Source organism: Calothrix sp. PCC 6303 (assembly GCF_000317435.1).
Lineage (GTDB): Bacteria > Cyanobacteriota > Cyanobacteriia > Cyanobacteriales > Nostocaceae > PCC-6303.
This window is the reverse complement of sequence record NC_019751.1, coordinates 5289474-5315655: the sequence shown is the minus strand read 5'-3', so window position 1 is coordinate 5315655 and position 26182 is coordinate 5289474. Positions and strand designations below refer to the sequence as shown.

Genomic DNA, 26182 nt, shown 5'->3' with positions numbered 1-26182 from the left:
TTCACTGTTCACTGATTTCTAGCGGCAAGCTTGAAGAATTTGACGATCATTATCACTCACCGATTCTAAACGATGGTAGTCACGCAACGCCAAATTATAAGCGTAGTTGCTGGGTTGGTTAGGATCATCAAGAACTGGTTCACCATTCCCAACAGCAATTTCATTAGAAACTCCATCCATTGCCGAACCTTCAACAGTCATTGCCAACTCACCAGAATTGTCAACTGTTCCCTCGAAACAGCTATATTCGGAGTTTGGCATGTACATTGCCCCGGTTACTTTGTTTTGTCGCTTTTCAAAGACAACATAACCTTGTCCATTTTCCCCAGGTTGCGGTGATTGACCGTAGAGATAAACACCATCTTGTGTGGGATAATTATCGCTAAGTGTCAATTGTCGTTTGCTGTTGAAAGTCGGTGGTTCAGGAAGTAAAGCAATTTTTGTGTTGGGTTGCTCTTGTGGTTGATAATATGACTCAGTTGGGTTTACCTGAATTTCATTGGCAAATATATTTCCACGATTTCCATGGATTGCGGATGAAATGCGATCGCCTTTAGAAAGCGATGGTAATTCTGGTGTCAAGTTGGGTTGATTACTATTAGTTACTGCCGATTCTCGCAATGCGACGGTATAGGAATAAGGATCTGAATCAATTTGGTTACTAAATACTGGCTTCTGACGGTCTGCGACAACTCCGGAGAAGATAAGCAAGCTCAGTAAAGGTAATCTGATTTTACGCAATAATGGTGAACAATATATTTTTTTTAACACCCTGATTCTCCTCCCCTCAAATAATATTAAACTTTTAAACTTTAAATTCTGTCTTATTTATTTCCTAGCTTAACTAAATACTTACGTATAAGAATGTATCGTAGGTTAGAAAGACCTTGCTGTTAGAGGACGAAACTTCGCCTAGTCTACATTGTCGGGAAAAAATTGATGATTAAAGATAAAGTTTTTATGTAATTTTTACTGCAATTTTAAAGTATCATCGTTTTCTCTGATTGCTCCTGAGATTGTGCCAAAAAAATACCCTCCACAAGCTCATGTGGGAAGGTAAAAATCGGGATGTGAGATCCCCAACTTCTTCAATTTCAATAAGTTGGGGATATGATCTCGCATTAATTAACTAGCAACATATTCCTTCACATTGGCACGACGGCGACGTAAATGGGCAAGGGCTTGATGTTCTAGCTGACGTACACGTTCACGACTCAGGCTTAAACGTTCACCAACCTTAGCCAGTGATAGCTCGTTACCATCTTCCAAACCAAAACGCAAAGCCAACACTTCCCGTTGCTGAGGGGTGAGTTCTGCCAGTAAGTTATTTAAATCTTGGCGCAGAAACTCTTGAGTTGTGTAATATTCTGGTGATGGACCGTCATCTTCCAGCATTTCTTGGAGTTCGGTATCTTGGTTGTCACCAACTCGCACATCCAAAGACACTGGCTGACGTGCCATATTTAGATATTCCCGAATCTGTAAAGGTTCTAATTCCAGTTCCTTTGCTATTTCTGCTGGTGTGGGAGAACGTCCTAATTTTTGAGCAAGTTCCCGTTGCACCTTTTTGATTTTATTCAGTTTTTCGGTAATGTGGATAGGTAAGCGTATAGTTCTTCCTTGTTGAGCGATCGCACGGGTAATCGCTTGGCGAATCCACCAATAGGCATAGGTGGAAAATTTATATCCCCTAGTGGGATCGAATTTCTCAACTCCCCTCTCCAAACCCAGAGTTCCCTCTTGAATCAGATCCAGGAATTCCATATTTCGCTTCTGATACTTTTTAGCGATCGCAACTACCAAGCGCAGGTTCGCTTCAATCATCTTTTGCTTTGCCCGCTTACCCTGATGTACAGTCAGATTTAATTCTGCCTCTGGCTGATTCACCTGGATAGCCCACTCCTCAAGAGTCGGTTCCCGTTGCAGCTTCTTCGCTAAAGCCTCCTTGGCTTCAACGAGGATCATCATTTGTTGTACCTGCTTCCCAAAAATAATCTCTTGCTCTCTGGTTAAAAGCGGTACACGTCCAATCTCACGTAGATAGGTTCGCACCATATCAGCTGTGAACTTGGCATTAGTATTTTCAGTTTCAACTTTAACAGTAGACATCGGTGCGCTGTCCTCTACTCCGTAAACACAATGGATTTTTGAATACTAGGTGGGCGGATTCGGAAAGGCAGTCGATTAATCGCACAAAATTGGGAATCTCAAACGACAATCACTCATACAGGTAATGTCAAGACGGTAGATTCCGCAGATGGGTTCCCCCACCTTTCCGCTTTAATTATTTTTCTAGAAGCACGCTGGGTTGTTGATAATTCTGTTATTGAGTCGCTGGACGCTACTCGTTAAATATGAAGTCAGTATGAGTTCCACTTAATTCAATCTTACGACAAATCCCGTTGTGAGTAAAGTAGTGTGAATAAAGCCCTCAATTGTAATTTAAAGAAGCCTCAGTGCCCAAAAACATCGAGAATATCTGGTAATTCCTCTCAATAATCACATATATACATAGTGACGTAAAAAGCTGAACCCAGACCCTCATCTGTAGCCGGATAACCGAACTCCAAAACAGCTGTCCTTGGGTGGATGTTACTAAACACGGAAATTCCGAAATATACATTTGAGCAGCTGTAGTTGATATATTTTCACACTAGCTATTCTCGCTGCTGTTCTTGTAAAACTTATCTGTCTAAAGACATAATGGTAAATTTAGTAGACGAAAATTATATCGGCATATCTATTCTTTTGGCAAGTCTAAAATTAGAAAATTTACATCCTCATCAAAATTGCATAATTCTATTAGTTCAGCCCTATAGAAAAATATGGATTTAAATTCTTAATAATTTATCAAGGAGTGGGAAAAAAACAGATTACAAATCAATGGGATAATGGGGGCGAGAGAATTTGAGCTATCAAATCTTTCAAAGCTCTGATCCGTAATTAACTACTGACTTTATTCTCAAGATTAAATATGTATAGGTATATAGAGGGATAGCCGTTGCAAACTTTATTTGTCAGCAGTTGAGAACCTCTAATCACCAAAATAAAACCTAATTTTTAACTATGTTTCGGGGTTTAAGTCCCCTGTCTAAGGACGGCAGTCAGTTTTGGATCGAGGTCTAAATCCCCGTCCCCAAACAGACTTATTACTTATTACTCATTAATTGTTTTTTTAATCCTTAGCTCCTCAATAAGATTTTATACGGAGCATTTTTAATACTAACAACTAGATATACTTGCAAAGGTAGATAATACGGACTCTCGTATCGCAGACTAGTACATGAAGGCAGAAGTAAGTAGGCAGAAGGCAGAAAGTAGGAAAGCTTATAAACAAAGCTTTTTACCAAAGTGTGATAGTCGTTTTATTTACGCCGAACTGTACTAGAGAACTCAAACTGGAAAGTCTTACTAGATTATGAATAATACAAACTGGTATGACCCTCCCATTCTTACCCAAACCTAAGGGAGTTGAAGCATGACCGAAGTTTTACTTAAGGAACTGAGCAATAGTGACATCGATTGGATGTTAGCAGCAGGTATCCGGGAAGACATTCCCGCTGGTACAACCCTCATTCGTCAGGGTGAATCTGTAGAAGCAATGCACATACTGGTTGATGGAGCGCTGACAGTATGCGTTGCTCAATCTGATGATAACCCATTAGGAAGGGCATTTGCTGCCTTAGAAGGTGGTGAAATGACAGGACGAGAAATCGCTCGTTTATCCAGTGGGGAAATGGTGGGAGAAATCCCATTTTTGGATGCTTATTTAGCTTCCACAACAATTAAAGCCGTATCTGACTGCCAAATACTATCAGTTCCCCAAGTAGTTTTAGCAAAAAAACTGAGAGAAGACATTAATTTTGCGGCACATTTATATCGCGCCAGTGCAATTATGCTAGCAGATAGGCTGGAACGTATAGTTAGTCAGTTGGGTAGCAGCACTGTTGTTTTAGCTCAACCCCAATTAAGAGAAATATTATTTATATTTGGCGAATTACACGATAGTGATATCGATTGGATGATATCAGCAGGGAGTGCAGTTAGGGTTCCCAAAGGAAAAGTCTTAATTCAAGCTGGTAGACCCGCAGAAGCATTATATATTCTCTTAGATGGGAAAATGGCGCTATCGGTTCATGAAGATTCGGGAAGTCCTTTAGCACGGGCTTTTTCTACAATTGAAGATGGTGAAGTCCCCACAAGGGAATTTGCGCGGTTATCACGGGGTGACATCATGGGGGAAACGCCATTTATTGATGCAACACCTCCGTCCATGACAGTGCGTGCTGTGGAAGACGCAATTGTCTTATCGATTCCCCGATGGCGATTAGCAGCGAAGTTACTTCATGATATGGGATTTGCGGCAAGATTTTACCGAGTGCTGGCGGTATTATTAGCCGATAAGCAGCAAGGAATCATTAGTCGCCTGGGGTATGGTAGGCTGACTTATAGCAGTGGGAATTCTCTGGAAGAAGATGAAAACTACGAGAACGAATTGAGTCCTGAGTTTTTAGCACAAGTAAATTTGGCAGGAACTCGATTTAATTGGATGCTACAAAAAATTCGCGTGATTTAAAGGATCAAATTATATTTCCTCCTCGCAAGCGGAGAGAAGTCAGTGTGGAGATTCTCTTTCCGCCAATGGTCGGGGGATGGTTAGGGTGGGGTAAAATTCTATGCAGCTAGTCTTACAGGCTAGCTGAGTTCTAAGAGGACATGCTACGCGAACGCTAACACAAAGAATTGGTATGAGCAGTTAATTGTTCTATATAAATGCATAATTCCTTTTCTCTGTTCCCTATTTACTCTTATCTGCCTGATTCAACAACTTCAACTTCAAAGGTATTTTAAAATGGTTTCTAATAAAGATGATTTATTCCGAAAGAAAGCGCGAGATCATGCTTCTTCTCCCGAACGTTTAGATCAATTATTACAAATTGTTAGTCCTAAGAATTGGTTGCCATTGATTGCAATGGGTACTGTGGTGGCAGCGGGTGTAACTTGGAGTGTACTGGGAAAAGTTCCAATTACATCGTCTGGACAGGGCGTATTAATTTATCCTAGTAAAGTTACTGATTTGCAATCACCACTTTCAGGGCAAGTATCAACACTGAGGATTAAAGTTGGGGAATTGGTGAAAAAGGGCGATGTGTTGGCGACAATTGATCAACCAGAGTTAAAGCAGCAGTTACAATTACAACGGGCTAAGTTAGCTGAATTGGAAGCTCAGAACTCAAATGCTAATTCATTACAAGGGCAAAGTAGCGATTTGGCGCTAAAAGCGATCGCGCAACAAAGAGAAAGCCTACAGGAACGTTTACAACAAGCCCAAAGTTTTAACCCCATCATCCGGGATAAGTCATTAAATACCCTCAAAGTTGAACGTGAAAATCTTGAACAACGTCTCAGGGTAGCACAAGAATTAATTCCCACCCTAGATAAAAGATTAAAACAGCGTCGAGAATTAAAAGAACAAGGTGCAATCCCCGCAGATCTGCTTTTGGAAGCAGAACAAACTTACTCTGATAACATCCAAAAAATCGGCAGCATCAACTCAGAATTAGAATCCCTGAAACTTAAGCAAGTAGCAGCCGAAAAGGAATATCGGGATAATATTAGCCAAATTAAAGACTTTGAAACCCAAATTCAAGCACTCAAAGGCAAAGAAAAAGAATTGGCTGTTCAAGATTTTCAATCTTCCAACATCCGCGTTAACCAAATCCAAGAAATTAAACGCACCATCAACGAACTGGAAGCTAAAACCAAAGGCAATAGCAGCATCATTAGTCAGCATACAGGACGAGTTCTGGAACTAACATCTAGTACCGGACAAGTCGTCACCCCCGGTAGTCGTCTCGCTACAATTCAAGCACAGGAAGAAAAAGCGAAAATTGTCAGCATTAGTTTTTTCCCTGTTGCCGAAGGTAAAAAAATCCGCGAAGGAATGGAAGTCCAAGTAACACCCACCACCGTGAAACGGGAAGAATTTGGTGGTATCAAAGGTAAAGTTGTCAAAGTTTCATCTTTCCCCATCACCAAAGAAGGTGCAGCAAGTTTGGTTGGAAACCCAGAAATTATTCAAAGTATTATTGCCCAAGGACCCCACATCCAAGTCACCACCGAATTAGAAGTTGATGCCACGACAGTCAGTAAGTACAAATGGTCTTCTTCTAAAGGTCCTAATTTGACAATTTCTCCCGGTACAGTTACATCCTCCCGTGTCACCATCGAAGAACGCGCACCAATTAGTTTTGTGTTCCCCATATTGAAGGAGATGACTGGACTTTAGATCAGTTATCAGTGAGTAAGTGTTTTAAGATGGGTAGCGACTACGACATAAACCTTGTTTCAGAGGTCTATAGATAATTAATAGAGCCGTTCCCCGTTCCCTATTCCCTGCCCCCAACTCGTCATGCTACCTAAATTACCCAAGCTATCCAACCCATTTAACCAAAAAACTACCCGTCGTCGCACTCCTACACTGCTGCAAATGGAGGCTGTGGAATGTGGTGCGGCAGCTTTAGGGATTATCATGAGCTACTATGGACGGATTGTTCCCCTCGCACAGCTACGGCAAGATTGCGGAGTGTCGCGGGATGGAAGTAAAGCGGGGAATGTCCTCAAAGCAGCAAAAAGCTATGGGATGTCGGGAAAAGGTCTCAAAATTCAAGAATTAGACGCGCTGAAAAAAATTCGCACTCCCTATATTGTTTTTTGGAACTTTAACCATTTCTTGGTGGTGGAGGGAATTACCAAAAAACAAGTTTTCCTTAATGATCCGGCAACAGGACCCCGCAAAGTTAGTATTGATGAGTTTGATGGTTCCTACACTGGGGTAGTGTTGGTGTTGGAACCGGGGGAAGAATTTAAACGTGGTGGTAGTAAACCCAGTATTTTTGCGGCTTTGTGGAATCGACTCAAAGGTTCTTTGGGTGTATTACTTTACTGTATTTTGGCAGGTTTTCTGTTAGTAATTCCTGGTTTAGCAATTCCCGTTTTCACTCAGGTATTTGTTCAGGATGTACTGATTCAAAATCGCTATGAGTGGTTACGTCCATTGTTAGGAGGGATTGTGATCACGTCATTCCTAAATGGGTTTTTGACGTTATTACAGTTACAATTTTTACGCAAGATGAAAATCAAACTCTCGGTGGGAATGTCGAGTAAGTTTGTTTGGCATATTTTGCGATTGCCTGTAAGCTTCTATGCCCAAAGGTTTGCCGGGGAAATTAGTAGCCGGGTACGCTTGAATGACCGCTTGGCGAATCTACTTTCTGGTCAGTTGGCAACTACGGCAATTTCGGTGGTAATGGTAGTTTTTTATGCTGCTGTGATGTGGCAATACAATCAAGTATTAACAATAATTGGGATTGCCTTTGTTCTATTTAACTTAGCTGTGTTGCAGTTGGTTTCCAGGCAACGGGTTGATGCCAATATGCGGTTGATGCAGCAGGAAGGAAAAGTTAATGGGGTGGCGATTTCGGGGTTACAAAGTATGGAAACCCTCAAAGCTTCCGGCTTAGAATCGGACTTTTTCGCTCGGTGGTCTGGTTACTATGCTAACTCCATTAATGCCCGCCAGGAAATGGATTTGAGTAACCAAACCATTGGCACAATTCCATCTTTTTTATCTTACATTACAACCATGTTGGTATTGGTGGTTGGTGGTTTGCAGGTGATGGATGGAAATATGAAAATTGGTGCATTGGTGGCATTTCAAGCCTTGATGCAAAGGTTTTTAGAACCTGTGAATAGTTTGGTAAGTTTGGGTAATGATTTGCAGGATATGGAAGGTAGTATTACCCGCTTGGATGATGTGTTGCAGAATCCAGTTGATCCGCAAACGGAAGCAGAAAGTCCAGAACTAGAAAAAAAAGGCAAGAAAAAAGGCAATCAGGTTATTTCTTACGCGGCAACTCAGAATTGGGATGTCAATATTACTAAACTTCAGGGATATGTGGAGTTAGAAAATATCACCTTTGGCTATAACAGGGTTGCTGCACCATTAATTGAAAACTTGAGTTTATCATTGAAGCCGGGACAAAGAGTTGCTTTAGTTGGGGGAAGTGGTTCTGGAAAATCAACCGTTGCCAAATTGGTATCGGGTTTGTATGAACCATGGGATGGAGAAATCAGGTTTGATGGGGTGAAGCGATCGCATATTCCCCGGCAAGTGCTTGTTAACTCCATCGCCATGGTAGAACAGGATGTATTACTTTTTGGTGGCACTGTTCGTGATAACTTAACCCTGTGGGATAGCACCGTACCCGATAGATACTTGATGCGCGCTTGTGAAGATGCAGCCATCCATGAAGTTGTCCAATCTATCCCCAGTGGTTACAATGGCAACCTGTTAGAAGGTGCCACCAATTTGAGTGGGGGGCAACGTCAACGGTTAGAAATTGCCCGCACCCTGGTAAATAATCCTTCTATACTGGTGATGGATGAGGCAACTAGCGCTCTAGATACTGAGACAGAAAAAATCATCGATCAGAAACTTCGTCAACGGGGTTGCACCTGTATAATTGTGGCACACCGCCTCAGTACAATTCGTGACTGTGATGAAATAATTGTATTTGAGAAGGGAAAAGTGGTGCAACGAGGCACCCACGAGGAATTACAGCGAGTGGAAGGACATTATTTACAGTTGGTAAAAAGCGAAGGTGGAGCGTTATAAATTCAAAAATTATAACCTTTGTGGTGCGGGCAGCGTTCGACTGAGCGCTGCCCATTCCACAAGATATGTATATTATTTAACCACTAATCCTTAAATAATAGCTCCAATGACAAAGTTGACGGTGTAGGGTTCTTTGAGAGATTGCTGAGTGCTGCTTTGAATTGCGTCAAGATATTGTTTAAGCGATCGCACTTGCTCTAAATTGGGTCGATAGGTGAGGCTACCTTGCTTTTCAAATAGGGGTACCGAAACAACTGCCCGATAATCGGGGTTTTCGATGGAAGCTTCACTCAGCCACATGGCATCTACGCTATTTGGGACTAAACCAGAGGGAATCTCCCCTTCTAAGAAAGCTAGGAGTCGCTGCTGACAGCTGCGGGTGTTGATTCCACGCGCTTCAAATAGCTGAATTGCTTCACCAAATGAAATTGCCCTTTCTGGTAATAGTTCCAGTAATTCGGTAAATAGGAAATAGTCGGTGTATTGCTGCCTAGGAATCTCCAAAACTTGGGGGTGCAGCGGTAGTGCAGATAAACCATAGGCAACTCGGCTACATACGGGAGCGCCATTTTCATCTAGATACAGGTGTTGGATGATTTTGGCATTGGGAAGTTTTTGCCGTAACCAGCGGCTAACTGCTGCTAATGAGGCAACACCCCCAGTTAAAACTGCTTGGTTGATGGCTTCGGTGGGGATGCCACGAGCCACTAATAACCTATTGAGTTCACGATTGAGACGACGGACAAAGGGTACAAATACTTGACTTTCTAAGTCGCGGCGGTGTAGAGTCCAACGCTGATCGGCAAGTTCAATGATGAATGTCTCTTGGTGCTGTAAAACTAATTTTGCACGGGTGGCGGCTTCTAGGAGTGCTTGCCCTAGTTTAGAACTTTCTAAGCGCTTTTGCAGACGGATACGTTCCGGCACATCGGGTTCACCAGGACGAGGTAAAGTTAATTCTGCCCATTGCAGGCTGGAAAGGAGAGTTTGATCTAAACCGGGAATTGATGGTTGCCAATGGAAAATATTCTTATTGGCTGGGGGTTCTGTGGGGTTGAGATTGCGGGATTCTCGCCATTTTTCACTCAAAAGTAGTTGACAAACAATATCTTGTCTGATGCCTTTACCAGCGTAGGTAAAGTTGTGCAGCATAAAATCGTTGTGTGCTAGTTCTAGCAGGTTCTCTGGTAAATCTACCAATGCCATTTCGGTGGCACCAGCACCAATGTTAATTACCAGGGTGTTACCCAATAAAGGATCTTCACTACTTCTAGCAGAACGCGCACCTTGACGATTAATAATTTTTAACTCTTCACCGTTAGCACCATCAAGCTCAGAAAGTAAACTAGCGATCGCTTCTTCGATGAAAAACACTTGTTGGGGGTGTTCGACTAATTTACTAATTAATAGGGCTTCGCGGACATTAAAGCGGTATTGCTCCAACCAACCGGATGGACAAGAGCAAATTACCCCAGCTAGGTTATCAATAATTTGCTGAAATTGATCTGGGGTTAAGCCGCTGGCAGATGCTGTTAAACCTAGGGTGGTACTATTGCGATCCGATTTTAAAGTTAGCAGCAATTTAGAAAGCGATCGCACCATCCAAACTAACGAGACAGTAGCAACTTCATTTGGTTGGAGTATTGGTGCTGTTTTTTGGTCAACTTTGCGATAGGGTAAGACTACGTTTAAATAGGGTTTCAGTTCGGCAGAAAATAGGCTGGGTTTGCTGGTATCTCCAACTTGGGTATTTTCGCTTGAGGAAGATGCGCTACTAGGTAGGTAAACCTCAGCAGGCAAACGGAACGAGCGCTTTGCCGCAACTTCCTGGTTAGGGGCTTCTACTGACCAAAATAGTGGATAAATTTCTGTTGTTGCCCGATTTAGTAATGTTGCCGAAATTCCGGTGGTACCTAAATCTAGCCCCAAATACCAAACTGACTTCAGGGTGCTAGGTGCAACTGGTGGGGGATTAGTTAAGCTAAAGTCTTCTAAGATTAACTGTGTATCAAGTGTATCCAGCGCATCCTCTTCTAAATCCTCAACAGATGGCTGGGTTTCCTCTAACTTTTGCTCCCCACTGAAATTACTTAAATCCTGCTCCAACTGCTCCAAATGTACATCATCGATATCAATATCCGGCATCCCAGCATCAATTTCTGCCGTTGCTTGGGACAATAAATCTTCCTCTGGGGAAGCTAAAATATAAGTTTCTGGGGAAGTTTCCGCTTCTATAATTGGTTCTAGGATTTCTGGAAGTAATTCTGCCAGGGATGTAATAATATCCTCACTATTAGCTGGTTCTAGTGGCTTAACAATGATTCTAGTGGGGGCGGCATCTGTTAACGCGATCGCATTCCAAGAATTTCCTATTTCTGCTGTATCTAATCCCGCTAAATCTTCTGCATTGGTACTTGGCTTTTGCTCCCAAGGATCTGGGAACGTTGCATCTTCGACAATACTAGGGTTATCTGAAAGGGTCTTTTCCTCTAAGATTTCAGAAGAAGCCTCGTTATTCACCAAGGTGTCTGTTTTAGCTATCGAATCAGCAACTACCTCACTAACAGCAATTTTAGCAGCAATATGAGCAACTTTTTGATCTTCACGAACTGCCAAATCCAACTGTTGTTCTAAAGTTGGTGTGGAAATCTCAGATATTTCTGTTTCGGGAACAATATCAGTGTCAAACAAACTTGCATACAATTTGTCTACTTCGTCGTTATTCTCTTGACTTAACTCTGTCAACAGTGCATCTAGATCTGACGTAATCCCTGAAGTTGATATATTTAAGTTGCTTTCTAAAGATTTCTCTACCGGGGTTGAGGTAGCCATTAATGACTTATCACTGTGATTTTGGTGGAGAATTTGCTGCCAATTCTGAATTAAACTTGTCAGCAATTCCTCTCCTTGCATTCCCTTATTGTGCATCCTCGCCAATGCTTCAGACAAAGAATCATGGTAAGTATGAATATTCCGCTGTAATGCCTCAAAAACTACATTCACACTGCCATCAAACGACCGCAATTTTTGATCCAACTCAGCTGCAAGACTTTTGATCTTTTCTAGTTCCTGCTGGGAAGGACTATCCCCAGAGACAATCGCTAAATCAGACTCCACAGGGGAAGTAATATATTGTTGTGGTAGTGGATTAGGTTGGGTTAGTTCAATTGTAGGGCTAATATTTCCCCCAACTCGATTCATCAATGCCTGTAAAAATTCAGAAATTACCTGTTCTTGGTTGGCTATTTGCTGCGCTAAAGAGTAATTATGTAATCGTTGTTGTTCTAAATGGCGAATCTCCTCCACAAGATTTTTTCTTTCTTGGAGTAATCCTTGGATTTCCATATGCAAAGGTTGCAGCACAGCAGCAAAATCAACACCTTCAGATGAGGGATGCGGCTGAGTCAACAATTGATTTTGAGATTCTTTTTCCGCTAAGTTGGTTAAAAAAGCCCGAATATTTTCTAAAATTCCTCTCTCTTCTTGTCCCTGATTCGATATTATCCTAGACAAGGGGTTGCCTTTGTTTGCTAACAAGCTATCAATATCAGCAATTAGTGTTTGAATTTCAGTTGCAGGAGGAGTCACTGTCATTTACCTAAGCTATAACTTTACAAAAACCTGGTTGTGGAACTGGTTACTTACAGGAGAATTAACGAGTCAGAAGTAAAAGGGCTGTTACTATGAGACTTTTAGATGAATGGTGCTGTACTTCATGTAATAAGTTATTTAATAATTTGGCTATGGGTTCCTAGCTTGAAAGGTTGATGCTGAATCAGTACTTAGTTAAGAAAGTTTAGCCTAACCAATCTAAAAATAGGGTACAGAGTAGAATATCATCCCCCGGAAATCTCAGCCGATTGACTCAAATAACGGTTCAAAATTGGACTGATAAAATCCCTGTTAGCCTTTAGACCTTAACTTTTAGCTATAGGTCTTAGAGTAAAGCTAACCGCACACACTATAAGTGAGACTTGCAATAAGGATATCTTGTTTTCTCAATTAGGGAAGCAAGAGAAGCAATATTTTCATCAGCGAAATAAGTTTTATCTAATTTTGTGATGTAATGTACATTTAGCTTGATCTTTGAAAATGTCTGTACTTTGATGTTTTAGGTTAAGTTTCCGGGGTCACAGGATCCTCGCAAGCTTTACGCTGAGAGAGTTTCTCACCTGTTGTTATGGATAACAGATCTAATTCAAAATTTTGCTATGGAAGATCGGTTGAACTCAGTCTCACCTGCCAATGCTATCCCCTGGATAATTTCAACTCCTTTTTTTCAAGGACTCCCAGAAACGGCAACCGAACTTGCCCTGAGCAATCTTGTTACCCGTTCTCATCCAGCTAATCAGGTAATTTTACTTGAAAATGATTGGGGCGGCTCACTATATTTTATTATCGAAGGCTGGGTCAAAATCCGTACTTATAATTTAGAAGGTAAAGAAGTAACACTAAATATTATTGGTAAGGGCGAATTATTTGGTGAAATGGCGGCGTTGGATGAAGTGCCTCGTTCAACCGATGTCATAACTTTGACAAATACGATTATTGCTAGTATTCCATCTCAAGATTTTGTCAATTTATTACACACTGAGCCAATGGCGGGTATGCGTTTGGCACAATTGATGGCGAGACGATTACGTCAAGTGAATCGTCGTTTGCGGTTGCGTGAATCTGATAGTCAGTCACGCGTGGCAGATGCTTTGATATTTTTAGCTGAAGGGCAAGGTAAAAAAGGCAATACGGGGACTGAAATTCCCAATTTGCCACATCGAGAGTTGAGTAGCTTGAGTGGATTGGCGCGGGAAACTGTCACCAGGGTTTTAACCAAGCTGGAGAAAAAAGGTTTGATTAAACGGGATCAAGATGTAGTTTGTATTCCCGATGTGTCGGCATTGGAACGGATGATAGTTTAGTTTAGATAAGGTTGGGATCGTTACATCTTACTTTGTTAGATTAATTACTATTGAAAATATGGGTATTTCATATACAACTTCTGATGAACCGGAAGACGAGAAAACAACTAAATCATCCACCACAGATTTACAAACACCCCATTTAAAGCCTGATGCACCACTAAGGATGGTGGAAACAGCTTTTTTGGCTAGTACTGCCAGTTTGATTTGGTTTATTAACTTTTATTTCCCTTTGGGTCCTGTGTTACGGGTGTTTTTTCCCGTTCCCATTGCTTTAGTATATTTACGCTGGGGAGTTAGGGCTGCGTGGATGTCGGCTGTTGTTTCCGGTTTGCTGTTAGCGGTATTGATGGGACCAATTCGCAGTCTTTTATTTGTGATGCCGTTTGGTTTTATGGGGGTGACGCTGGGTTCAACCTGGTATCGTCGTGTCCCTTGGCTGGTATCTATGAGTTTGGGGACGATACTGGGTACGGTGGGTGTGTTTTTTCGGGTTTGGTTGCTGTCAATCCTTGCTGGTGAAGACTTGTGGATTTATGTAATTAACCAAATGACGGATTTAATTGAGTGGGTATTTTTGAAGTTGGGAGTGTTGGCAAATCCCAGTTTATTGTGGATTCAGGTTGTAGCGATCGCGTTTATTATTTTTAACAATTTTATCTATTTATTTCTAGTCCATATCGCTGCATGGTTACTCCTAGATCGTTTGGGCAACCCAATTCCCCGTCCCCCGAAATGGGTACAGGTGATGATGGATTATGAGTGAAATCAGGGAGCAGGGGAAGGGGTAAGGGAGCAGGGGGCAGGGAGCAGGGGGAAGGGGAAGGGGGCAAAAATAGCGTTTGCTGGTATTTAGTATGAATAATGACCTAATTCGTGTTTATACCCAAGTATCTCAAGCTGAAGCATGGTTGAGGAAATATCAAGGGAAAAATCCAGTATTTGCTTGTATTTTTGGGTTTACGGAGACAGCATTAATACCGGGTATTTCTGCGGCTGGTTCCACTCCTGAAGCTCGGAAATACACAGCCTGTGCGGATGCGGAGTTTTTATATTTTGGTGTTGAGCATGAATTTAAGTATTATTTACCACCCTTGAATGCTGGGGCTTCTCCGGTATTTATCACCAGGGCAATTATAGAAGCACTAAATATTCCCATGTATTTATTTGATGCTGGCTCTTATGAGGAAGCAGGGAGCAGGGGGAAGGGAGCAGGGGAATATAGTCTTGGCTCTAATGGAGTAGCTGCGGTACCTATGATTGATTTGGGCGGGACTTCGGCTAAATGTCTGAGTTCTGGTATGGCGATGACAGTGGAGACGGTTCTGGGTTTATTTAGGCGGGGATTGGATTGGGGTGAAAAATTAGCTAACCAGAACCCTGATGCATATTTAGTTGTGGGTGAATGTGTTGTTGGTGGTACGACGACGGCTTTGGCGATTTTAACGGCTTTGGGAATTTCGGCTGCTGGAAAGGTAAATAGTAGTCATCCTGTTTGCAATCACCAACAAAAGTGGGAAGTTGTGGAGATGGGAATTGCTCGGATGCAAGCTAGGGGTATAGGGTTAGAGGGTGATCCCTTAGAAATTTTGGCGGCGTTAGGTGATCCCATGCAAGCGGTTGTGGCAGGAATGGCGATCGCATGTAGCCGCAAATGTGGAATTATGTTAGGTGGTGGAACACAAATGCTCGCTGTCTACGCTTTGATAAATGCGATCGCTAAATTCCACAACTTAGCTTGGCAACCGGAACAAATTGTCGTTGGTACCACCCGTTGGGTTGCTGAAGATCAAACTGGTGCTACGGTTGAATTGGCAAAGCTGTTAGAAGTTACCCCTCCTTTACTGGGTACTGGTTTAGATTTTACGCGATCGCGCTTCACGCAACTACAAGCTTATGAACAGGGTTTTGTCAAAGAAGGTGTTGGTGCTGGGGCGATTTCTATCGCCGCACACCTTAGTCACCAATGGCTACAGGATGATTTGTTAACCAATATTGAGTCATTGTTAGAGCGTTATTACACTCAGATTTCTATCGCAAATTAAATCATCAATAACACCATGTTCGGGCTTATCCAGCGATTTAATTATTTAGTAGCATCAGTTATTACAGTTACAGTCGGGATTTGACTCTTTACTGATAACTGTTCACTGTTAAATCGTAGAATTCATTCTTTTCAGCAATAATTGCTCTTCTAAAGCCGCAATCCGATTGTATGCGGCAGTCAATTGTGCTGTTAGTCTTTGAATTTGTATTTCTGGTGTTAATTGCTTTTCTCCCCCTTGGAAATTGCAATCAGAATAAACACCATCCGCAATGACATCCTTATGCTCTAAGTCTTGGCTTATACTGGTGCGTCTTTTTAATTGGTAGCTCATGATTTCACTCTGAATCAATAAAGTCTCACCTCCTTGGTTTGCTTCTTCGTTAGGCAACGACAAGGCTTGAGAAACTTTGCTGTCGAGTTGTTGAATAGCTTGGTAGAGAACTTCCAGCTTTTGACTCAAGATCGAGACTTGTTTTTGCAATGGTTCCATTTAAGACCCTCATGGGGTTGTTGTATTTATATGTTATGCAATCAATTGAAAACATTAAGCATACTTATGATTTTTTTAACTATTAGGATTTTTTGTTGAGATTCTACATGAAAATAATCTATTAGAAATATATCTAAATAATTAAGATTGTATTCACTTGCTAAATTCAGTAAATTATCCTGAAAATTAGCTTTAATCATGAATTTTTGCCACAATTTCTGGTTCTAACTCACTGATAAAAACAGTAGGACGTTTCACCTAGAATATCGACACAAAAAATGCTACGGTGAAGCACCTGTATAAAGTTTTTGCATCACATTACGGCGTAAATAAATAGACCATTATTTAACAAATATTTAGGCTTTAATTCCCATGCCTAGCGACGGCAGCATGTTTTGTGTCGGGAGGCACGTTTGCTTCCGTCGGATGAACCCGCAAACGTGCCTTGTTCAATCCCCGTCACAAAACATATTCATTACTCATTACTTATTTATTGCTTTCCCCCACTGCCTACTGCCTACTGCCTACTGCCTTCATTGCAATAACCAAAATCCGCTATATGTCATCCCAGAGTCATCTGGCTGAATTAGCAAGAAATGTAGTCCATGACTCTGTTGCTGACGAGATTGGTAATTTTTGGCAGCAATGGTAACTTCACTATCTTCAAAGGTGGCAATTACCCATCTATCTGCTAAACCTGCTTCTAGAATTAGACCGTCGGGTGCGCCGGCGATGTAGTTTAATGATACTGGCTGAACTTGCTTTAACCATCTGGCTATTTGCATCGATTGTCTGCCACCGTAAATAATGACACCAGGTATAGCTGTGGTTGATGCGATGCCCAGGTTGATTGGTTGGAGATAGTCAGGTATGTCCAGAATTGGGATTAAGCGATCGCTGAATTCATCCACGATACCACCAGCCGGGAAAGTTGCAAATTGCCACTTTTCACCCCAAAGTTTTTCGGGTAAAGGCATTGGTGGTAACTTTTCAACAGTAGTTGCATATTTCTCTGCTTGTAGCCATAGTTTTAATGCATCTGTTCGACGAGTTGCTTCCACTGAAATATTCAGATGACTAGCTGCTAGTTCCACCAAACTTAATGACTGAGGACGAAATACTTGAATTTTATCTGGCAATCTCTCATTACCAGCTAACTTAAATTGTGAAGTCAACCAAGTGGAATTAGCTTCCGATTGTGGACATGAAGCTTTATAGCGAAAGTCTCCATTTGCGTCACAAATAGACAAATTCCATATAATTTCGGTGGAGTTGCCGGAAAAACGATAGAAATCAACTTGCCAGATGAACATAATGCCAATTTACTTCAAAAAACTAATGTACATTTTAGATTTTAAATACATATACAAAACATACATTTAATAGGTTAAAAACTTTTTTTTGATGTAGCATTCACTTACTAAAAAAGGTTATTTTATTCTCATGTAACTGTATAAACAAAATAAATATTTCAAGAAATACTTATGATATACGGCATTTTTGGGAATAATATCCCTGTGAATAATTATGAATGCATGAAAATGAGTATGACTGACTTGTCAATTCAGATTCCCGATTACAAAATCAAAGAGCAGATTTATGGTAGCTTGAAAACTACTGTTTACCGAGGTATGCGTGAATATGATCAATTACCCGTAGTTCTGAAATTGATGAATCTGGAATATCCTAACTTCAGCGAGGTGATTCAGTTTCGTCATCAGTATACTATTGCCAAAAATCTGAATATTCCAGGCATTGTTAAGCCCTATACTTTAGAAGTATATGACAAAGGCTATATCATTGTCATGGAAGACTTTGGAGGTATTTCTCTAAATCAGTGGCAAAAACCAATATCTCTGAATGATTTTTTCAATTTTGCAATTCAAATTACAGAAATTCTTCAACAACTGCATCATCACAGAATTATTCATAAGGATATCAAACCTGCCAATATTATTGTTAATCCACAAACTCAAGAATTCAAATTAATTGACTTTAGTATTGCTTCACTACTACCAAGGGAAACTCAGCAACTACAAAATCCCAATATCCTTGAAGGTACACTGAGTTATATATCTCCTGAACAAACCGGAAGAATGAACCGGGGTATTGATTATCGGACTGATTTTTATAGTCTGGGTATTACATTTTATGAATTACTCACAGGCAATTTACCCTTTATGAGTAATGATCCAATGGAGTTGATTCATGCTCATATTGCAAAACTAGCTGTTAATCCTCATATTATCAATCCTGGTATTCCCCAAGCATTAGCGAATATTATTCAGAAGTTAATTGCCAAAAATGCTGAAAATCGCTACCAGAGCGCATCAGGGCTGAAATACGACTTAGAAACTTGCTTATTTCAGTATCAAAATACGGGTAAGATTACAAGCTTTGAATTAGGGTTGTATGACGTATGCGATCGCTTCTTAATTCCAGAGAAGCTATATGGACGAGAAAAGGAAATCGATACGATTTTAACAGCTTTTGAAAGAGTTAGTAGCGGCGAAACAGAGATGCTATTGGTAGCAGGGTTTTCCGGAATTGGTAAAACTGCTGTTGTGAATGAAGTTCATAAACCTATTGTCAAGCAAAAAGGATATTTCATTAAAGGTAAATATGACCAATTTCAGAGAAATATCCCTTTCTTTGCATTTGTTCAAGCTTTCCGTAGTTTGATTAAACAGTTATTAGGTGAAAGTGATATTCAACTAAAACGCTGGAAAACGGAGATTCTTCAAGCTGTAGGAGAAAATGGACAAATATTAATTGATGTAATTCCTGAATTAGAAAAAATTATTGGTAAACAACCCACATCTATGCAGTTGTCGGGTAACGCTGCTCAAAATCAGTTCAATTTACTATTTCAAAAATTTGTTCGGATTTTTAGTACTATTGAACACCCTTTAGTTATATTTTTAGATGATTTACAATGGGCAGATTCAGCATCTTTAAAATTACTAAAAATACTTGTGGAAGATATAGATTATTTATTAGTAATTGGTGCATACCGCGACCATGAAGTTTCTCCAACACATCCATTTATTGCCACAATTGATGATATTTATAAAACTGAAAAAATAGTGACGACAATTACTATCCAAGGTTTAAATACAGAGCATATAAATCAGTTAATTGTTGACACGATAAAATGCGAACCTGCTGCCGCTGGCTTATTGAGTAACCTAGTTTATCAAAAAACAAAGGGTAATCCATTTTTTGCCACACAGTTTCTCAAGTCTTTGTATGAAGATGGAAATATTTACTTAGAATTAGGAACCTGGCAATGTAACCTTGCTGAGGTAAAAAAATTAGCATTAACAGATGATGTAGTTGAATTCATGGCACTTCAACTACAGAAGTTACCAACGCCAACACAAAATGTCCTCAAATTAGCTGCCTGTATTGGCGCTCAATTCGATTTAGATACTTTAGCCCTTGTTAGTCAAAAATCTCCAGAAGATACTGCCACTGATTTATGGAAGGCTCTACAGGAAGGTTTGGTAATTCCCACTAATGATATTTATAAATTTTTTAGTAGTCTAGAAAACTTGGCTATGATTCCAAGTCAAGAAATTGATTTTAATCCAACTTATAAATTTTTACATGATCGAATTCAACAAGCTGCTTATTATTTAATCCCTGAAGCGGAAAAACTGATAACACATCTAAATATTGGTCAATTACTTTTGAGTAAAATTGATTTGATTGAGGATAAATTGTTTGATATAGTTAATCATCTTAATTTAGCAGTATCCTTAATTGTCGAAACAGATCGAAAGCTAGAATTGACTCGGCTTAACTTATCTGCGGCTAGGAAAGCAAAAGCATCTACAGCATATGCCAGTGCAGCGAATTATTTAAATTGCGGAATCAAAACTCTGCCAAAAAATTCCTGGGAAAGTCAATATGAATTAACCTTGGAACTATACCAAAATGCAGCAGAAATATTTTATTTATGTGGTAATTTTCAGGAATCAGATAAATTTATTCAAGTAGTTATTCAAAAAACTAGTTCAATTATAGAGCAAGTTAAGTCCTATGAGATTCAAATTCAATCTTATCTAGCTCAAAATAGACTTGAAGAAGCACTTAATATATCACTTTCGGTACTCAAATTATTAGATTTTAAGATTCCTAATAATCCCAATAAGGTTCAAACATTATTCTGTTTAGGTAAAACTAAATTGAGATTGATGGGTAAATCTCCACAGGTTCTTGCCAACTTACCAGATATGGATGATCCTAAACAACTGGCAATTATGAGAATTCTTACCAGTTCCCTATCAGCAGCATATATTAGTCGTCCGGAATTATTACCGCTGATTGTATTGAATATGGTTAATATTTCAATTACATATGGCAATTCATATCTATCATCTTTTGGGTATGCTTGGTATGGATTAATCCTTTGTGGTGTTTTGCAAGATATTAAAAATGGTTATCAATTTGGTAGGTTATCTTTAAAACTTCAGGAAAAATTTAATCATCCGGCAACCAAAACCAAGAATATATTTATGGTTTACACCTTTATTGAACATTGGTGTCAACCAGTTCAAAAAAATATTGATTTATTATTAGAATCATATCAACATGGAATTGAGTGGGGAGATTTAGAATACTCATCTTGGACAGCAGGAACAATCGTATTTAATCAGTTTTTTGGTGGCAAAGAATTATCTGATTTGGAACAACAGGCTAAATTTTATAATGCCAGTGTAGGACATTTTAAACAAAACAATGCACTCACTTATATTAAAATTTTCTATCAAGCTATCTTGAATTTGCAACAAGACTCTCCAGAACCATATCGACTAAAAGGAGTTATTTATGACCAAGATTTGCAAGTTCCTATTCAAATAGAATCAAAGGATGAATCTGGTTTGTTCTTCCTTTACTCTACTCAGGTATTTTTATGCTACTTATTTGGTGAATATAGGAATGCAATTGATAGTGAGAAATTAGGTAAGAAATATTTACCATCTGGTGCGGGGTTATTCCCAACAATTCAATTTTATTTTTATCCTTCATTGGCAGAATTAGCTTTATATGAAACCTGTTCAAAAGAAGAACAAAAACAATTTTTTACAGAAGTTAAAACTAGACAAAAGCAACTGAAAAAGTGGGCAGATCATTCTCCAAATAATTGTTTGCATAAGTGGTATTTGGTAGAAGCAGAGAGGTATAGAATTCTGGGTAAAAAAGAACAAGCGATCGCATGTTACGATCAAGCCACTAATTTAGCCAAACAACACCAGTTTAACCACGAAGAAGCCCTTGCCCAGGAACTTACTGCCAAATTTTATTTAGCATGGGGTAAGGAAAAAGTTGCTCAATCCTACATGCTAGATGCTTATTCTGCTTACAGTCTTTGGGGTTCCCAAGCTAAGATTAGAGACTTAGAAAAGCATTATCCTCAACTTTTGGCTCCGGTTTTACAACAACAATCTTTGATGTTGAGGGAAATTATTCCCAATCAAATCTACCATACCAACAGTAAAACTATATCTGCAAAATTAGGTCAAAAATTAGATTTGGCAACCGTAGTTAAAGCCTATCAAAGTCTCTCCAGTGAAATTGAACAAGAGAAATTACTCTCTACTTTGCTACTGGTGATGATTGAAAATGCAGGTGCTGATAAATGTGTACTGGTATTACCAAAAGATCAAGAGTGGGTAATTGAGGCAATTTCGCAGCTTGAAAAACCCACCATTTTAATGCAGTCAATTTCTTTAAACATAGGTGAAAATTTACCAATCTCGTTGGTTAATACCGTCAAAAATACCCTAAAAGCAATAGTAATTGAAGACGCTACAAGGGATCAATCATTAGCTGTCGATCCTTATATTATCAGTCAAAAATCTCAAAGCATCTTGTGTATGCCAATTTTAAATCAAGGTAAATTAATTGGCATTTTATATCTAGAGAATAGTCTCACGGCTGGAGTATTTACAAGCGATCGGCTAGAATTAATGAATCTTCTTTGTGCCCAAGCTGCAATAGTCTTGGAAAATGCCAAACTATATCAAGCTTTACAACAGGTTGAAATTGAACTCCGCAAGCAAACACAACAGCTAGAAAAAGCCTTACAAACTCAGCAACGCATAACAGCAACTTTAGAATCACAAAGAGAAGCAAGTTTTGATGGGATTTTAATAGTTGATGAAAATAGGAAAATCGTCTTCCACAATCAACTTTTTAGGGAGATTTTCCAAGTCCCAGATAAGATAATGCATACCTTTGATGATCACCAACTTTTACAGTATGTTATGGCACAAGCTGAAAACCCTGTAGCTTTTGTCACCAAAATTGAATATTTGTACCAAAACCCGGATTTGACAAGTCATGACGAGATAGCTTTAAAAGAAGGACGTACATTAGAGCGACGTTCTATGGGAGTGCGAACGACTTACGTCGGGGAAGCTTCGCCTGAAGGAAAAAACTATGGTAGAATCTGGTATTTCCGCGATATTAGCGAAGCAAAGCGCGACGAAGTTATTCGCAAAGAAACAGAAGTACTGCTGAAAAAACAAGCTGATGAATTACTTCAAGCTTTTCGAGAACTTCAACAAGCACAGGTACAACTAATTCAAAGTGAAAAAATGTCAGCATTGGGCAATCTTGTTGCAGGTATTGCCCATGAAATTAATAACCCAGTAGGTTTTTTGAGTGGTAACATTCAACCAGCTTTGGAATATATTCAAGATATATTTTCCTTAGTAGATTTATATCAGCAAAAGTATTCGGACTCTGATCCTGAAATTCAAGATAAAATTGAGGAAATTGATCTAGACTTTGTTCGTACTGATTTACCCAACATTATTAACTCCATGTACGAAGGTATCAGGAGAATTCAGGGAATAAGTACCAGTTTACGCACATTTTCCCGCGCTGATTGCGAACATCCAGTGGCTTATGATATTCATGATGGGATTGAAAGTACTATTTTAATCCTCAAACATCGTCTCAAGGCAAATGAATATCGACCAGAAATTCAAGTTATTTGTGAATATGGTGAATTACCGCAGATTAAATGCTTCGCTGGGCAATTGAATCAAGTATTTATGAACATTTTAGCAAACGCAATTGATGCTCTAGAAGAGTCCAACGGTGAGCGTAGTTTTGCAGATATTACTCACGAGCCTAACTATATTCACATTACAACAGCAATTAGTGAAGACTTTGAACAGGTAATGATCAATATTAAGGATAACGGTAAGGGAATGACACAAGAAGTGAAAGAACACATCTTTGAACATCTTTACACCACTAAAGGCGTTGGTAAAGGGACTGGATTGGGTTTAGCGATCGCATATCAAATTATTACCGAAAAACATGGTGGAACTATTGATGTGAAAACATCTCTGGGTGTGGGGACTGAGTTTACCATCGTGATTCCGATTCAGGCAAGTGTTAAAGAAGATTTTTAACGCAAAGTTACGCAGAGAGTAGCGCAGAGGAACGCAGAGTGTTTTTGAGGGATGGTTGGTTTCGTGTTTAAAGGGGTGTTATTGTTAGGGTGGAAGCTTTTATTGTGTTTTAGGGTTTGGTGTTATGCCGAAGCGCCTTCTTGTGGTTGAATCCCCTGGCAAAGTGAAGAAACTAAGCCAAATTTTGGGGAATGACTGGATTGTGCGGGCAAGTTGTGGACATATTCGGGAACTCAGTAATGATGGTGAGGATTCGCTGGGTTTTACCATGGATGGGGAAACTGTAAAATGTCGCTATATTCCTCGTGATCAACAAGCAAAGGAAAGAATTCAACAACTGAAGAATGCTGTGAGGCAGGTGAGTGAGGTTGTTTTAGCTACTGATCCGGATCGGGAAGGGGAAACAATTGCTTGGCATTTGCAGGAAGCTTTGGGTTTGAAAGCGCCGCAACGAGTGGTTTATACTGAGATAACTGACGCTGCCGTGCGGAATGCGATCGCACATCCCAGAAAATTGGATTTAGATTTGATTGGTGCTGGGTTATGTCGGGATTGTTTGGATAAGTTGGTTGGTTATAAGGGGAGTCCGTTGGTTTGGGCTTTGAATAATGGGGCTAAAAGTGTCGGACGTGTTCAGAGTGCCACCCTCCATCTAATTTGCCAGCGGGAACGGGAAATTTTGAAGTTTGTCCCCCAAGACTATTGGAGTGTCTGGGTGGACTACGCAGAGGGGTTTAGAGCCTTCTATCAGAGGATGCTAAATTCTGCCCAGGGTTCCCAGGAAGGAGATGGGGAAATTCACGATGATGCAGTCACCAAGAAAGTAGATGTGGCAGAATCAACCCGTGTACTTTCGGCAGCAGAAGCAGATAAATTGGTGGAAATTGCCAAAGCAAATCCCCACAAAATCATTCAATATGAGGGGAAAATCAGCAGTCGTCAACCTCCCCCAGCTTTTATTACTTCCACCCTTCAACAAGCTGCGGGTTCGCGGTTAAAGTTGGCTCCAGAGAAGACTATGCAGGTAGCACAGAAACTCTATGAGGCTGGTTTAATTACTTATATGCGGACAGATTCGGTGATGTTGAGTCCGGAGTTCTGTGATAGCGCTCGCAAGTGGTTGACAGAAAATGACCCGGAAAATGTCCCCCAAAAACTGGCGACACATCGCAGTAGTAAAACTGCTCAAGAAGCACATGAAGCAATTCGTCCCACAGATGTATTTCGTCCCTCCGCACAGTTGAGATTGGAATTAACTGGCGATGAATTCGACTTATATGTGATGATCTGGAAAAGAGCGATCGCATCCCAATGTCGTCCCGCACAACTCCGTAAAACTGTAGTAGTTATTCAATCGGGGGAAGTTCTCTGGCAAGCGAGAGGGCAAGTGGTGGAATTTTATGGGTATGCTAAATATTGGGCAAACATCAGCAAAGATACGATTTTACCGACTCTACACCAGGGACAGATTCTCACCTTAGTTGATGCCGGACATGAGAAAAAACAAACCCAACCACCCCCACGTTACAGCGAACCCAAATTAGTCCAGTTGATGGAACGCAAAGGAATTGGTCGTCCTAGTACCTATTCTCCCACCATTGCAACATTAAAAAAACGGGATTATGTGCAGTTAGTTAAGGAAAGCTTACAACCCACAACCCTGGGGATGGAAGTTGATGACTTTTTAGGCAAAGCATTACCCGACTTACTGGAAACCGAATTCACAGCAAACATGGAACAATCCTTAGACGCGATCGCATCCGGGAAACAACCCTGGCAAAAGTATCTCACCAATTGGCACCAAAGTTACTTTGCCCCAGCTTTAGCTAAAGCTAAAACTATTCCCATTACTGCATCTAGCATTCCCAAGTCTAATTTTACGGCACAGCGCAACTATGACAAATCCCGGACTCGCTGTCCCCAATGTCAAAATCACCTCGCCAAAATTCCCAGCACAAAGGTGAAAAAGAAGTACTTTCTCAAATGTGTCAGCGGTTGCGATAATGTGGTTCTATTTTGGAATGAATATAACAAAACCTGGCAAGCACCCAAAAGTCAAAGTAGTGCAACAACTAACCAAGCAGAAGTTAAAACACCAATAAATAATTCTGAGTCTCAGCCACCAGCAACCAAAAAAGTCAGAAAAACTGCAAAATCGGCAAAATCAAATACCAAAGATTTCACACATCCCTGTCCAGTTTGTCAGCAACCTTTGGAAGAATATGCATACACCAAAGATGGACAAGATAAAACCATGCTGCGCTGTTCAGATCCCAAATCTCGCAGTGATAGCAAACATAAGGAAGCAGTTTATTTTACGACTCAAAAAGGTTGGTGGAGTCCCAAGTTTGGCGAATTGAAGACGACAAAAGGTAAGTAAGAACTTATTAGAAATACGGTGATTGCTGATAAATAAAATACATATATTGGCAAGTTTAGTTTCTAAACCTCATTCATCATGAAAAGTGGAGTTTTGTCATTGCGTAGACGTGGAAACAAAGCAAACATGATTCAAAACCAAAATTTACCCTCCTCGTAAGGTGAAGTTGAGCGAATTTGGAAAACGCGAACTTACAGCAATTTTCCGGCAAATAGACCACACGTAGAGACGTTCCGGTG

13 protein-coding genes are annotated in these 26182 nt (G+C 40.2%); 8 read left to right on the top strand and 5 right to left on the bottom strand.

Annotation, left to right across the window (positions count from 1 at the left end):
* Nucleotides 1–18: 18 nt before the first annotated feature.
* Nucleotides 19–771, bottom strand: a complete 753-nt coding sequence (locus tag CAL6303_RS21525) for a hypothetical protein (protein WP_015199944.1) — start codon at nt 769–771, stop codon at nt 19–21.
* 354 nt (nt 772–1125) lie between these two features.
* Nucleotides 1126–2109 carry an RNA polymerase sigma factor, RpoD/SigA family gene (locus tag CAL6303_RS21520; RefSeq protein WP_015199943.1) on the bottom strand — a complete coding sequence of 328 codons (984 nt, stop codon included), beginning with the start codon at nt 2107–2109 and terminating at the stop codon, nt 1126–1128.
* Nucleotides 2110–3478: 1369 nt separating this feature from the next.
* Here CAL6303_RS21520 and CAL6303_RS21515 point away from each other — a divergent pair.
* From CAL6303_RS21515 to CAL6303_RS21505, 3 genes are all read left to right on the top strand, one after another.
* Nucleotides 3479–4576, top strand: coding sequence for a cyclic nucleotide-binding domain-containing protein (locus CAL6303_RS21515; protein ID WP_015199942.1), 1098 nt, complete (start codon nt 3479–3481; stop codon nt 4574–4576).
* Between the two features lie 276 nt (nt 4577–4852).
* Nucleotides 4853–6289: an NHLP bacteriocin system secretion protein gene (locus CAL6303_RS21510; RefSeq protein ID WP_015199941.1), complete on the top strand. Its 1437-nt coding sequence runs from the start codon at nt 4853–4855 to the stop codon at nt 6287–6289.
* A 123-nt stretch (nt 6290–6412) separates the two neighbouring features.
* Nucleotides 6413–8677, top strand: a complete 2265-nt coding sequence (locus CAL6303_RS21505; protein WP_015199940.1) for an NHLP family bacteriocin export ABC transporter peptidase/permease/ATPase subunit — start codon at nt 6413–6415, stop codon at nt 8675–8677.
* 90 nt (nt 8678–8767) lie between these two features.
* On the opposite strand, the gene CAL6303_RS21500 is transcribed toward CAL6303_RS21505, so the two are convergent.
* Complete coding sequence (locus CAL6303_RS21500; RefSeq protein WP_015199939.1) at nt 8768–12271, bottom strand: hypothetical protein; 3504 nt, start codon at nt 12269–12271, stop codon at nt 8768–8770.
* Between the two features lie 617 nt (nt 12272–12888).
* Here CAL6303_RS21500 and CAL6303_RS21495 point away from each other — a divergent pair.
* The 3 genes from CAL6303_RS21495 (at nt 12889) to cobT (ending at nt 15638) form a co-directional block, all read left to right on the top strand.
* A complete protein-coding gene (locus CAL6303_RS21495; protein WP_015199938.1) occupies nt 12889–13593 on the top strand; it encodes a Crp/Fnr family transcriptional regulator in 705 nt (234 codons plus the stop codon).
* Nucleotides 13594–13651: 58 nt separating this feature from the next.
* A complete protein-coding gene (locus CAL6303_RS21490; RefSeq protein ID WP_015199937.1) occupies nt 13652–14359 on the top strand; it encodes a DUF2232 domain-containing protein in 708 nt (235 codons plus the stop codon).
* A 91-nt stretch (nt 14360–14450) separates the two neighbouring features.
* A complete protein-coding gene (gene cobT / locus CAL6303_RS21485; protein ID WP_015199936.1) occupies nt 14451–15638 on the top strand; it encodes a nicotinate mononucleotide-dependent phosphoribosyltransferase CobT in 1188 nt (395 codons plus the stop codon).
* Between the two features lie 108 nt (nt 15639–15746).
* On the opposite strand, the gene CAL6303_RS21480 is transcribed toward cobT, so the two are convergent.
* Complete coding sequence (locus CAL6303_RS21480; protein ID WP_015199935.1) at nt 15747–16130, bottom strand: hypothetical protein; 384 nt, start codon at nt 16128–16130, stop codon at nt 15747–15749.
* 533 nt (nt 16131–16663) lie between these two features.
* Nucleotides 16664–17443, bottom strand: a complete 780-nt coding sequence (locus tag CAL6303_RS21475; protein ID WP_015199933.1) for a Tab2/Atab2 family RNA-binding protein — start codon at nt 17441–17443, stop codon at nt 16664–16666.
* Between the two features lie 171 nt (nt 17444–17614).
* On the opposite strand from CAL6303_RS21475, the gene CAL6303_RS21470 reads away from it, so the two are divergent.
* Both CAL6303_RS21470 and topA read left to right on the top strand, forming a co-directional pair.
* Nucleotides 17615–23563, top strand: coding sequence for an AAA family ATPase (locus tag CAL6303_RS21470; RefSeq protein WP_015199932.1), 5949 nt, complete (start codon nt 17615–17617; stop codon nt 23561–23563).
* 124 nt (nt 23564–23687) lie between these two features.
* Complete coding sequence (gene topA, locus CAL6303_RS21465; RefSeq protein WP_015199931.1) at nt 23688–25943, top strand: type I DNA topoisomerase; 2256 nt, start codon at nt 23688–23690, stop codon at nt 25941–25943.
* Nucleotides 25944–26182 lie beyond the last annotated feature (239 nt).